This is a genomic window from Natroniella sulfidigena (genome assembly GCF_023223645.1).
Lineage (GTDB): Bacteria > Bacillota > Halanaerobiia > Halobacteroidales > Halobacteroidaceae > Natroniella > Natroniella sulfidigena.
Window position 1 is genome coordinate 15,824 of sequence record NZ_JALKBY010000011.1, and the last position, 12,937, is coordinate 28,760.

A 12,937-nucleotide genomic window follows, 5' to 3' on the forward strand; every position below is an offset into this window, starting at 1 on the left:
TCCAATAGAAAAATTTGTTTTATATAGAATAGAAAGGGGGGCGTTTAGTGGCACCGAGAGATATAGTTGCTGGGATTGATATAGGAACTACTAAAGTGTGTACTATTATTGCAGAAGTTAATGGTGATAAAATTACTGATATACTTGGAGTAGGAACCAGCCCTTCTACTGGTTTAAGAAAAGGTATGGTTGTTGATATAGATGATACTGTTTGTTCAATTGAAACTGCAGTTGTTAAAGCAGAGAGAATGGCAGGGTTAGAGTTAGAATCGGTCTTTGTAGGAATTGCTGGTTCTCATATTTCTTCAACTAATAGTCACGGAGTAGTGGCAGTGACAGGTGAAGATAAGGAAATAAGCCAAAAAGATATTGATCGTGTAATTGATGCTACAAAGATTATCTCTATTCCTCCAGAGCGTGAGATTATTCATGTTATACCTAGAGAATTTATTGTAGATGGCTGTGGAGATATTAAGTCTCCACTAGGTATGTCAGGAGTAAGATTAGAAGCTGAGACTCATATTGTTACTGGTTCTGTAACTTCTATTCAGAATTTAGTTAAGAGTGTTCATCGAGTAGGGATTAATGTTGAGGGGGTTGTTTTACAACCATTAGCAGCTAGTAAGGCAGTTTTATCAGAAAGTGAAAAAGATCTAGGAGTAGTTTTGGTTGATATGGGTGGAGGAACTACAGATATTGCCATCTTTAAAGAAGGAAGTATTTGGTATACTTCTATTTTACCTGTAGGTGGTGATCATGTTACAAGTGATATAGCTGTGGGATTAAGAACACCTATGTCGAATGCTGAAAGAATTAAGATTCAGCATGGTTGTGCTAAAGCTAGTTTGATTGATCGGGAGCAACAAATAGATATTTTGGATACTAGTGGAAAGAAAAAACATAGTATTTCGCAAAAAATGTTATGTAATATTATTGAGCCTAGAGTTGATGAAATATTTACATTGGTCAAGCAAGAAATTCAAAAGGCAGGGTATGATGATTTGATTCCAGCGGGAGCAGTTGTGACTGGAGGGGCTTCTTTATTGAATGGTATTCCTCAATTAGCTTCTGAAAAATTGGATTTGCCTGTTAGAGTGGGAGTACCAGAGAATATTGATACGTTATTAAATTATATAGATGGTTCTATTTATGATATTGGTGAAGGCTATTCTGAGTTTTCTAAGGATAATGGAGCTATTTTTTCTACAGGAGTTGGATTGGTCCATTATGGGGCAGAGGTTTTAGGTGAAGATTCTTTGGAAGATATGGGAGAAGAAGAGATAGTAAGTGATTTATTTGATAAAGTTAAAAGCTGGTTTAGAGAAATCTTTTAATCAGTTGGCAAAGGGGGTAGTTGAGATGTTTGAATTCGATTCTGAAATGGAACAATTCGCAAATATAAAGGTGGTTGGAGTTGGTGGTGGTGGTAATAATGCTGTCAACCGCATGATTGAATCTGGTTTAAAAGGGGTAGAGTTTATTGCTGTTAATACTGATGGTCAAGCATTAGTTTCATCACGAGCAGAGGTAACTTTACAGATTGGAGAAAAGTTGACTGATGGGTTAGGTGCTGGTGCTGAGCCAGATATAGGAGCTCAAGCTGCTCAAGAGAGTCAGGAAATGATAGCTGATGCTTTAAAGGGTGCAGATATGGTCTTTATTACAGCTGGTATGGGAGGTGGAACTGGAACAGGAGCTGCTCCGGTTGTAGCTCAAATAGCCAAAGAAGTAGGTGCTTTAACTGTCGGTGTTGTAACTAAGCCTTTTACAGTAGAAGGTCGGCAGAGAATGAGAAAAGCCCAGCAGGGAATTGAAAATTTAAAGGAGCAGGTAGATACTCTAATAATTATACCTAATGATAGGTTATTGGATGTTGTAGAAAAGCAGACATCACTGATAGATGCTTTTAAGACTGCTGATGATGTATTAAGACAAGGAGTACAAGGTATTTCTGATCTGATTACGATTACTGGACTAATAAATTTAGATTTTGCTGATGTGAAAACGATCATGACTGATGCAGGTTCTGCATTAATGGGTATTGGAAACTCAAATGGTGAAAATAGAGCAGCAGAAGCTGCTAAAGCAGCAATTGCTTCTCCATTACTTGAGGCTTCAATTGATGGGGCTAGAGGTGTATTATTAAATATAACTGGTGGTTCCGATTTGGGCTTGCATGAAGCTAATGAGGCTGCTCAAGTTATTTCTGAGGTTGCTGATGATGAAGCAAATATCATTTTAGGAGCAGTTGTTGATGAAAAGATGGAAAATGAAGTTAAGGTGACAGTAATTGCTACCGGTTTTGATAGAAGCCAGCAGATAGAAGATAAGGTTCAACCTGCTTCTACTGAAGAGAAGCCTAATAAAGAAACGCCATCAGCAGAAGACTTAGATATAAAATCTTTTTCTAATGATGATTTAGATATTCCAGCATTTTTGCGTAAAAATAAAAAAGTTTGATCTTGATCTCGATGCCTTAGGGGTATCGAGATTTTTTTATTCGTCAAATAAAGACATTTAGTTACGAGAAAAGATTTATTTTTAGTTTCTTTTTCAAGTTATATTTCTGTTTTCTAAAAATATAAATGTTTATAAGGGGGAGATTAAGTAAGTATTTATTATGAAATTAATAGTTTATTTAGATCTGTTATTATTGATTAATTTAATTATGAATTATTTGATTTTATGGGCTACTGCTAAGTTATCTGATTTAAGATATAATATTTGGCGATTAATGATAACTTCATTATTTAGTACAATTTATACATTAATGATTATTTTACCAAGGTTTAACTTTTTGAATAGAGTCTCTAGTCATCTTTTAGTATCTATAATTATGTTATTACTTTCTTTTGCACCTTTAACGAGGAGGTTGTTTTTTAAGACAGTAGGTTATTTTTATTTGATTACTTTTGTAACTGCTGGAGTTATCTTTGCTGTTTATAATCTCACAGGAGGTTCTCCATTAGATACCTTAGATCAAGTATTGAGTATTTCTCCTGATAAGTTATGGATTATTCTTCTTGGGTCATTAGTAGTTGTGATTATAGGTAAGTTTGGTTGGTTATTGATCCAAAGTAAATTAATTCCTGACATTTTTTGTATTCCAATTACAATTAAATTTGATGATCAGTCTTTACAATTAATTTCTTTAGTTGATACAGGAAATCAACTGCAAGATCCCTTGACCAAAGTTCCAGTAATAGTTGTTGAGTTGGGAGTAATGCTTGAAATTTTACCTGATAAATTGCAAGAATCGTTTAGTCGTTACAAAAGTGATAGCAATCAATTATTGAGTGAGGTGGTTGATACTTCTTGGTCAAGTAGGTTTCGGTTGATACCTTTTTCTACAATCGGAAAGGAGAATGGAATGTTAGTTGGTTTCAGACCTGATGAAGTAAAAATCCAGACTGAGGAGGGAGTTATAAGGACTAGTCGAGTTATTATTGCTTTACAGGATAGTTTTTTAGATAATAATAATAATTATCAAGCTTTATTGAATCCTGAGGTATTAAGATCAGTTAAGAATTAATAAATTTAGGGAGGGGATATTTTGCGTTCATTAGTTTTAGGTGCTAAGTGGAATTTGAGATTAGGGATGGTTAAGTTGTTACAGCTGTTAGGTTTATATAATGCTAAGAACGTGTTTTATGTAGGGAGTAGTGAGGCTTTGCCACCACCTTTATCGACTCAAGAAGAAGAGTTTTTACTTTCAAAATTAGATAATGGAGATCAAGCAGTTAGAAGTATATTAATTGAAAGGAATTTGCGATTGGTAGTCTATATTGCTCGTAAATTTGATAATACTGGAATTGATATCGAAGATCTAGTTTCAATTGGAACGATTGGCTTGATTAAAGCAGTTAATACTTTTGATGTCAGTAAAAATATTAAGTTAGCAACATATGCATCGCGGTGTATTGAAAATGAGATATTAATGTATTTGAGAAAGAACAACAAAAAGAGATCAGAGATTTCTTTTGATGAGCCATTAAATATTGACTGGGATGGAAATGAATTAAAATTATCTGATGTATTAGGAACTGATATTGATTTAATCTATAAGTATATCGAAGAAGAGGTTGATCGAGAATTACTGTTAGAAGCTATGGAAGGTTTAACATCTCGGGAAAGAAAGATTATGATTTTGCGTTTTGGTTTACAGGAAGATAAAGAGGAGTTGACACAAAAAGAGGTGGCTGATGTGTTAGGAATTTCACAATCTTATATTTCTAGATTAGAAAAAAGAATTATTCATAAGTTACAACTTGAAATCGATAAGATGAAATAATTTATGGAGGGATATAATGAAAATTAAGGCTGATGAAATAATAACAACAACTGAACTAATGAAAGAGATTTTTGGGATGAAAGAAAGATTGATCTATAATTTAAGTGAAAGAGTAAGATATGAACAGATTTATGATTATTTGATTGAGGATGGAGCTGAAGAATTAGGAATTAAAGAATTTAAAGGAGAAAAGTATCTATTTTTACAGCTAGAAGATGAAAACTATCTAATTCCAAATGATATTTTTGATGAGTTTGATCAAGAGTGGGTTAACGAATTAAAACCATCAGATGAGCCAGCAACTAATAAATCTCCTTCTGAACTTATTTCTTTAACTAAGAAAGCCAATTAAAAATATTTGTTAATTTTTGCAGGAAAAAATATTTTGATCGAGAAAAATGGGTATTGAAATAATAAAATAAACATGAGATAATAATAAATAGTTGTGGATAGATAATTTATAAGAGATGGGGGTTAGTTATGCAAATTTATAAAAAACTAGTGGTTGCATTAATTCTAATGTTTACTCTAATAGGATGTACTGCTCTAGAAGATGAGATAGATTCTGCTAGTGATACAGCTTATATGATGGGAACAGCAATTCAGGGAAAAGTTTATGCACCTCAAGCTGAAGAATTATTAGCAGAAGGTTTTGCTATGATTGATCAGATGGAACAAAAATTAAGTGAAAAGATTGCTGATAGTGAAGTCGATCAAATTAATCAAGCTGCGGGACAGGAAGCAGTAGAAGTAAGTCAGACTACTTTTGAAATAATTGAGGCTGCTAAAGAGTATGCTGAGTTGAGTGGGGGTAAGTTTGACCCTACTATTGGCCCGGTAGTTGAGTTATGGGGAATTAATACGGATCAGCAGAGAGTTCCTGAGCCTGAAGAATTAGAAGAGAAATTACAGATAGTTGATTATAATAAAATTGAATTGGATCATGAGCAACAGACTGTCTTTTTAGAAGAAGAAGGTATGAGCTTGGATGTTGGAGGTATTGCTAAAGGTTATGCAGCTGATCAGGTGATTCAATTATTTGCAGAAAGAGGAGCTAAAGGTGGTTTTATCAGTATGGGTGGTGGAGTTACAACTTTAGGTACTAAGCCTGATGATAGCTTATGGCGAGTAGGGATTAAAGACCCACGACCTGATGATGGTAATGATATTGTAGCGGCTGTAGAGTTGACCGATTTAACGGTAGATACATCTGGAGATTACGAACGATACTTTATTGAAGATGGAGTTAGATATCATCACATTTTAGATCCCAAAGCAGATGGTTATCCAGCTGAAAGTGATGTAATGGGAGCAACGGTAGTTACTGAAGACCCTACTGAAGCAGATGTGTTGGCGACAATAATCTATTTGTTAGGAGCTGAAGCTGGTTTAGAGTTGATTGAAGGAATGGAAGATGTTGAGACTTTAATCGTTACTGAAGATAGAAAGATATATGTAACTGATGGCTTAGAGGATGAAGTGACTATACTAGAAGATAATAAATATCAATTACAGGAATAGTGATTAGAGATTAGCAAAAATTAAATATTATGTTAGATGGGTGATTGATTATTTATTGGGGAAAACCTACTAGATAATTAATTTAAAAGGGAAGTCTGCATGAGATTAAGGAGACTGGTCAGTTTCTTCTTGTGACAGCGTGGTCCCGCCACTGTAAACGATGGAATTACTTCTTTTGGTTGCCACCTGATTATCAATTCAAATAATTGGGGAAGGCTGGAGAAGTTAAGTCGTAAGCCAGGAAACCTGCCTATTTAACGAGTAACTTTTAAAGTTACGGAGTGGATGATGGAAAAGTCCACAACCTCCTTAGGAGGTTGTGGACTTTTTTCTATTTAAAATACATAAGGAGGTATGATAATGACACAATTATTGAAGGCTAAAGAAGGTATTATTACTCTAGCAATGGAGGAAGTAGCTGACAAAGAAGGTGTAACAGCAGATTTTATTAGACAGGAGGTAGCAGCAGGTAGGATAGTAATTCCTAAGAATAAAAATAGAGATACTGTAAGCCAAGGTTTTGGAAGTGGTTTAAAAACTAAGGTAAGTACTAGTGTAGGTCTCTATGAAGATTATACAGATTTGGATACAGAAATGGCTAAGATTGATTTAGCTGTAGATTTGGGAACAGATGCAGTTATGGATTTGAGTAAGGATGGAGATATAGATCAAGCTCGCCAAGAGATTTTAGCTAGGACTGAATTACCAGTAGGAACACTACCTATTTATCAAGTGGCTAAGGAGAGTGAGGAGAGGACAGGCTCAATTTTAGAGATGAGTGTTGATGATATTTTTGAAATTGTGGAAAAGCAGGCAGCAGATGGTGTTGATTTTTTTGGGGTTCATGCTGGTTTGACAATGAAGACTCTAGAAAGATTAAAAAGAGAAGGCAGGATTGAGGGGTTGGTTAGCCATGGGGGCCAAATTTTGGCAGGTTGGATGTTACATCATAATCAAGAGAATCCATTTTATGAAGAGTACGATCGGTTATTAGAGATTGCTAAAAAATATGATGTAACGATTAGCTTAGCTGATACTTTTCGACCGGGAGCATTAGCTGATTCCTTAGATCGAGCTCAGGTACAGGAGTTAATTATTCTAGGAGAGTTGGTTAATAGAGGTCAGCAAGCTGGAGTACAGATGATGGTTAAAGGACCAGGACATGTACCATTAGATCAGGTTGAGAGTACAGTTCAATTACAAAAAGAGCTCTGCCATGGGGCACCGTATTTTGTCTTTGGCCCGTTAGTAACTGATCTGGCAATAGGAGAGGATGATATTAATTCAGCGATTGGAGGAGCTGTTGCTGCTTCAGCAGGGGCTGACTTTTTATGTTATGTAACGCCTGTGGAGCATCTTGATTTTCCAACTACAGAAGATATTAAAGCTGGAGTAATGGCTGCTAAGATTGCTGCTCAAGTTGGAGATTTATCTAAAGGGCGAGAGGGTGCTTGGGAGCAGGAAGAGAAAATGGCTTATGCTAGAAAAAAATTAGATTGGGAAGCAGAGATAGAGTTGTCTTTAAATCCTGCAGAAGCAAGAAGGATGAGAGAGAAGAGAAATCCAAGTGATGGTGATGGCTGTGCTATGTGTGGAGAGTATTGTGCAATTAAAGTTGTTACTCAACATTTGAATTAGTAACTGGTAATTAGTGATTAGTAATTAGTGACTGGTAATTAGAAAAGAAATTAAAAGTTATTTTATACAATTAGGAGGGATAAAATTATGACACAATTGATTAAAGCACGAGAAGGAATTATTACTAATGAGATGGAAGTAGTAGCAGAGAATGAAGGAGTTAGTGCAGAAGAGATTAGAGAGAAGGTAGCTGAGGGATTAGTTGTAATTCCAAGGAATGTAAATAGAGCAAGAGATAATTATATGGGGATTGGGACAGGCTTACAGACTAAGGTTAATGCCAGTATGGGGGCTTCTAAGGATTATCCAGATCCAGAGATGGAAAAAACAAAATTAAAAGCAGCTTTAGAAGCAGGAGCAGATGCAATTATGGATTTAAGTACAGGTGGAGATATAGATCAGATTAGGGAGAATACTTTAGAAATTTCAGAAGTACCTGTAGGAACGGTGCCGATTTATCAAGCAGGAATTAAAGGAATTGAAGAATATGGCTCAGTAGTAGAGATGAAAGCAGAGGATATCTTTGCTGAAATTGAGAGGCAAGCTAAGGCTGGGGTAGATTTTATGGCTATTCATTGTGGGATGACTTTAGAGGTATTGGAACGATTAAAAGAAGAAGGAAGAGTTACTGATGTAGTCAGTCGTGGAGGGGGGTTTTTAACTGGTTGGATGTTACATCATAATCGGGAGAATCCTTTGTATACAGAGTATGATCGGGTTTTAGAGATAGCTAAAGAGTATGATGTTACTTTGAGTTTGGGTGATGGAATTAGACCGGGGGCAGTTGTTGACTCAATGGATCGAGCTCAGATGCAAGGATTGTTGATTACTGGTGAGTTAGTCCAACGGGCTAGAGAAGCTGGAGTGCAGGTAATGGTCGAAGGGCCAGGACATGTACCACTAGATCATATTGATACTACGATTCAGTTGCAAAAGGAGTTATGCCATCAAGCTCCATTCTTTATCTTAGGAATGCTAGTAACTGATATAGCTGCTGGTTATGATCATATAGTAGCAGCAATTGGAGGGGCAAAGGCAACGTGGGCTGGAGCTGATTTTGTCTGTTATGTAACTCCTGCTGAGCATTTAGGTCTGCCAGCACCAGAGGATATCAGAAAGGGAGTAATGGCTGCTCGAATAGCTACCCATGCTGGAGATATTGCTAAAAGAGGTGAGCAGGCTAGTCGGTTAGATAAGCAGATGGCTCGAGCTAGGGTGAAGAGTGATTGGGAAGAACAAGCTAGATTAGCAATTAATTCGGAGAAGGTGTTGAGTAGCAAGAAGGATGAGATTTCAAAGCAGAGAGTGATGGATCAAAAGGCTGAGCCAATGGAAATAGCGGCGGAATATATTGGGTAATTACAATATTGTGTCAGTTATGTGTGTGAGTGTGAGTAAGGTCAAAAGCATAGGGGCTAAGGTTTTGCTTTTACTCACACACACTACTCACACTGACACTTAATATCAATATTGTTTAAGAAAAAATAAAACGAAGGAGCGATAATAATGAAATTATTAGAACAAACAATAGCTGAAATTGAAGGATTAAATGAAGAGAAGATGGCTGAAGCACAAGAGAGGTTGGATGGCTTAACCAAACCACCAGGGAGTTTAGGTAAATTAGAAGAGATAGCAGTTAAGTTAGCTGGAATGAAAGGGGAAGTATTTACAGAGGTTGATCAGAAGGTACATATTGTGATGGCTGGTGATCATGGGGTGGTAGAAGAAGGGGTCAGTACTTGTCCGTCAGATGTAACGACTCAGATGGTCTATAATTTCTTAAACGGTGGTGCGGCTGTTAATGTTTTGGCTAGGCAGGTTGGAGCAGAAGTTAAGGTAGTTGATATTGGTGTAGAAAATGAAATAGAGGCTGATGGAATAATTAGCAGGAAGGTTAAAGCAGGAACTGATAACTTTCTTAATGGGCCAGCAATGTCACGAGCAGAAGCAGTCTCTAGCATAGAAGTAGGAATAGAACTTGTGCAAGAGTTGATTGCAGATGGTGCTAATTTGATTGGAACTGGAGAGATGGGAATTGGTAATACAACACCTAGTAGTGCAATTATAGCTACAGTTACAGATCTATCATTAGATCAGTTGGTTGGTCGAGGTACTGGAATTGATGATCAGAGGTTGGCTAAGAAGAAGGAAGTTATTGCTCAAGCCTTGGAGCTAAATCAGCCTGATAGTGATGATGGAATTGATATACTAGCTAAGGTTGGTGGTTTAGAAATAGGTGGTTTGACTGGAGTTATCTTGGGAGCTGCTGCTAAGAAGACTCCTGTAATGGTAGATGGTCTGATTTCAGCAGCAGCGGCTGTGATTGCCCATAGACTGGAGCCAAAGGTAAGTAATTATTTAATTCCATCTCATAGATCTGTGGAGCCAGGCCATATCAGAATGCATGAAATATTAGGATTGGAGCCGATGTTGGAGATGGATATGCGTTTAGGGGAAGGTACTGGAGCAGTATTAGGAATGGAGCTAGTAGAAGCAGCAACCAGAATTATCAGTCAGATGGCTACTCTTGAAGAAGCTGGAGTTATTGCAAATAAATAAATCAAAGGAGGAATTAGAATAATGAATACTGAAGTTAGTACAGAAGCTAGTAGAAGTGATTTTTGGAATACTAAAAGATTAGTCAGGATGGCTTTGTTTGTGGCATTGGGAACGGTAGGTGGTTTGATTCCCCTGCCTAGTCCGACTGGTACGGTAGGATTGGATTCGGCACCAGGTTATTTTTTGGCCCTCTTTGCTGGAGGAGTTGAAGGAGGAATTGTATTAGGGATTGGTCATCTAGTTTCAGGGATTAAGGCTGGTTTTCCACTCGGGCCAATCCATCTACCGATTGCAATTGGAATGGCAGTCTGTGGTTGGTTATTTTGGTATGTTAATCAAAGATTCAATTTGACTACAGCAGGTTTAGTAGCTACTTTATTTAATGGGGTAATCTTAAATCTGTTATTGATTCCATTATTGGGAGTAGGATTCTTTATGGGGATGACTCCTGTTTTATTAATAGCTTCAGCAGTTAATATTGTGATAGCGATTGCAGTTTATCGTTTTTTGGATAATAGATAATCAGATCTCGAGACTTTAATTGGGGTGATAGATATGGAAAGGGATATTTCAGTGATCGATCTAAATGATCAGCAACAATTAGTAATAGCTTGTGATTCTATCGGAGGGATTGGTCCTAAGGAAGAAGATTCTTTGCAGGTATCTGGTAAGATAGTTGGTAAGCTCGGAGTTAGGGTGGCTTTGTTGGAGGTGCTGGCAGTTAGAGCTAGACCTGTGACAGTAATTAATACGTTAAGTGTTGAATATGAACCAACAGGTAAGGAAATCATAAAAGGGATTAAAGAGGAAATGGTTGATTTAAGTGTTGGCCCGGAGAAAATATTAAATGGAAGTACTGAGGAGAATGTAGCTACCATTCAAACAGGAGTAGGAATTACAGTAATTGGAGTAACTAATAAGGATGACTTGAAGTTAGCTAATTCTAAGGCTGGAGATATATTAGTAGCGATTGGCTTACCTAAAGTAGGTGGCGAGGTTTTAACTGCTGCTGATGAGATTGCTTCTTTAAAGGAGATGGAGCGGTTATTAGAGTTGAATTATATTTATGATATCTTGCCTGTTGGCTCTAAAGGGATAAAATTTGAAGCTGAATTATTAGCTGAAATGAATAATTTAAACCTTAATCTAGTCAATCAAGCAGAGATAGATCTTAAAAAGTCGGCTGGCCCTGCTACTGTATTATTAGTCACCTTACCTGAGAATAGATTAGATGATTTGCAACAAAAGATTTCTAAGCCGGTCAACTTATTAGGTAATTTTTATCAAATAAGCTAAAGAAATTGTAGGGGCGTATTATAATGCGCCCCTATGATAATTAAAGATGAGGAGCTCTAAAGCAATGGATAAATTATTTAATCTCAGTATTTATGGTTTATCTTGGTTTGATAATCAATGGGAGCAAGTAGTTGAGTTTTGCCAGCAAAATGGTTTTGCTGGAGTTGAATTATTAGCAACTGGAGTGATGGGTAGTCAGTATTTTGAGGCAATACCTAAGGAGTTAATCAAGGGGCTTCACCTTTCTTATCATTTAAATTGGTTAGGAGTTGGTGAAGCTAAAAATAGCTTAGATTTAAAAGAGTTAATTGAAAATTATCGTCAAGAATTGAATTTGGCTGCTCAATTAGAGGTTGATTATGTTGTCTTTCATGCAGCTAATGCCAGTTTTGAAGAAATATTGACTGCTGAATTTAAGTTTAGTAATATTGAGATCTTAGCTAAAATAGCTGAGATTATCAATCAAATTATAGTAGGTTTGGAGTTTGATTTTAAATTATTATTTGAAAACTTGTGGTGGGGAGGGCTTGATCTTTTAAATGCTAAGGAAACAGTTGGTTTTTTAGAGCAGGTAAATTCTGAGCAAAGCGGATTATTGCTAGATACAGGTCATCTCTTAAATACGACTTTAGAAATAAGGAATGAACAGGAAGCAATCGATTATATTGAGGAAGTATTATCAAATTATCAACAGTTAGATAATCTATTTTATAGTGTTCATTTACATAAGTCCTTATTTGAGGATTGTCGATTAGAAAATCGTAACAAACTATATCAGCAATTTAAAGAGACAATTGATTTAGAGGAGCAAGAAAAATTAGTGGGACAATTTATTTTGCAAGTAGATCAACACCTGCCTTTTTCTGAAGTATCTCCTCAAAGGGTATTAGAGATGCTCAATCCAAAGTATATAACTTATGAGTTTGTCTGTTCTGAAAAAGAAGAATTTATTAATTACTTACGGATTCAAGATCAGTTATTATAATTTTTTTAGAAATTTTAATTTTTAAGCAGGAGAATTTAAATTTATGCTGAATAATTAAATAGAGAAAGATTTAACAATTGAATACGCTGGTGATTGGGTGCCCTTAGTTATGGCTAAGGGAGAATAGGGAATCAGGTGAGAATCCTGAGCGGGCCCGCCACTGTGATTAGCTATAAAAGCAATGAATATTGAATAATTAATAGTGAATAGTTGAAGTTCAAAGGCAAAATCAAAAACTATTAATTATTAATTGCTACAAGACTTAGTAATACCACTTGGATTAACTGGTAACTAGTAGCTAGTGATTGGTAATTGGTAACTAATTACTAATCACAAATTACTAATTACTAGTCCCCAGGGAAGGTGAAGTTCTTACAGCTATGAGTCAGGAGACCTGCCTAATCATTGAGCCTACTATGCTTCGTTAGCAAGGAAGGTAGGTAATTAGTGATGTTAACTAATTAACTCCAATCCTTTTTATCGGGATTGGTTTTTTAGTTATTAATCTTTGATCTAATTACTCTAATCTTGCGGGTCGAGGTTAGGGTTTTATTTTTTATAGTAAGTATCTCTAATCGTGTTAATCCCATTAATTCCCTGTTCCCAATTCTAAATTTAGGATTGGGAACTTTTTTTATTGGAAGGGA

At 36.1% G+C, this 12,937-nt stretch carries 12 protein-coding genes and 2 riboswitches; all 12 genes read left to right on the forward strand.

What is annotated here, in order from left to right; genetic code table 11:
• Window positions 1-47: 47 nt before the first annotated feature.
• On the forward strand, window positions 48-1,334 hold the full coding sequence (gene ftsA, locus MWH28_RS08215) for a cell division protein FtsA (protein ID WP_248618876.1): 1,287 nt from the start codon (window positions 48-50) through the stop codon (window positions 1,332-1,334).
• Between the two features lie 25 nt (window positions 1,335-1,359).
• Window positions 1,360-2,460 carry a cell division protein FtsZ gene (gene ftsZ / locus MWH28_RS08220; protein ID WP_248618877.1) on the forward strand — a complete coding sequence of 367 codons (1,101 nt, stop codon included), beginning with the start codon at window positions 1,360-1,362 and terminating at the stop codon, window positions 2,458-2,460.
• A gap of 160 nt (window positions 2,461-2,620) precedes the next feature.
• On the forward strand, window positions 2,621-3,532 hold the full coding sequence (spoIIGA, locus tag MWH28_RS08225) for a sigma-E processing peptidase SpoIIGA (RefSeq protein ID WP_248618878.1): 912 nt from the start codon (window positions 2,621-2,623) through the stop codon (window positions 3,530-3,532).
• Between the two features lie 21 nt (window positions 3,533-3,553).
• Window positions 3,554-4,291, forward strand: a complete 738-nt coding sequence (gene sigE / locus MWH28_RS08230; protein WP_282580172.1) for an RNA polymerase sporulation sigma factor SigE — start codon at window positions 3,554-3,556, stop codon at window positions 4,289-4,291.
• A gap of 16 nt (window positions 4,292-4,307) precedes the next feature.
• The gene (locus MWH28_RS08235; protein WP_248618879.1) at window positions 4,308-4,643 is read left to right on the forward strand and encodes a hypothetical protein; all 336 of its coding nucleotides are present in this window, start codon (window positions 4,308-4,310) and stop codon (window positions 4,641-4,643) included.
• A 128-nt stretch (window positions 4,644-4,771) separates the two neighbouring features.
• Window positions 4,772-5,812 carry an FAD:protein FMN transferase gene (locus MWH28_RS08240; protein WP_248618880.1) on the forward strand — a complete coding sequence of 347 codons (1,041 nt, stop codon included), beginning with the start codon at window positions 4,772-4,774 and terminating at the stop codon, window positions 5,810-5,812.
• 21 nt (window positions 5,813-5,833) lie between these two features.
• Window positions 5,834-6,080: riboswitch (cobalamin riboswitch) on the forward strand.
• A 92-nt stretch (window positions 6,081-6,172) separates the two neighbouring features.
• Entirely contained in the window at window positions 6,173-7,450 is a 1,278-nt protein-coding gene (gene thiC, locus MWH28_RS08245; RefSeq protein WP_248618881.1) for a phosphomethylpyrimidine synthase ThiC, read from the forward strand.
• 87 nt (window positions 7,451-7,537) lie between these two features.
• Complete coding sequence (thiC, locus tag MWH28_RS08250) at window positions 7,538-8,809, forward strand: phosphomethylpyrimidine synthase ThiC (RefSeq protein ID WP_248618882.1); 1,272 nt, start codon at window positions 7,538-7,540, stop codon at window positions 8,807-8,809.
• A 147-nt stretch (window positions 8,810-8,956) separates the two neighbouring features.
• Window positions 8,957-10,009, forward strand: a complete 1,053-nt coding sequence (gene cobT, locus MWH28_RS08255) for a nicotinate-nucleotide--dimethylbenzimidazole phosphoribosyltransferase (protein WP_248618883.1) — start codon at window positions 8,957-8,959, stop codon at window positions 10,007-10,009.
• 21 nt (window positions 10,010-10,030) lie between these two features.
• The gene (locus tag MWH28_RS08260; protein WP_248618884.1) at window positions 10,031-10,531 is read left to right on the forward strand and encodes an ECF transporter S component; all 501 of its coding nucleotides are present in this window, start codon (window positions 10,031-10,033) and stop codon (window positions 10,529-10,531) included.
• Window positions 10,532-10,564: 33 nt separating this feature from the next.
• Window positions 10,565-11,305 carry an AIR synthase related protein gene (locus MWH28_RS08265; protein WP_248618885.1) on the forward strand — a complete coding sequence of 247 codons (741 nt, stop codon included), beginning with the start codon at window positions 10,565-10,567 and terminating at the stop codon, window positions 11,303-11,305.
• Window positions 11,306-11,369: 64 nt separating this feature from the next.
• Entirely contained in the window at window positions 11,370-12,290 is a 921-nt protein-coding gene (locus MWH28_RS08270; protein ID WP_248618886.1) for a sugar phosphate isomerase/epimerase family protein, read from the forward strand.
• Between the two features lie 78 nt (window positions 12,291-12,368).
• Window positions 12,369-12,706, forward strand: a riboswitch (cobalamin riboswitch).
• The last annotated feature ends 231 nt before the right edge of the window (window positions 12,707-12,937 follow it).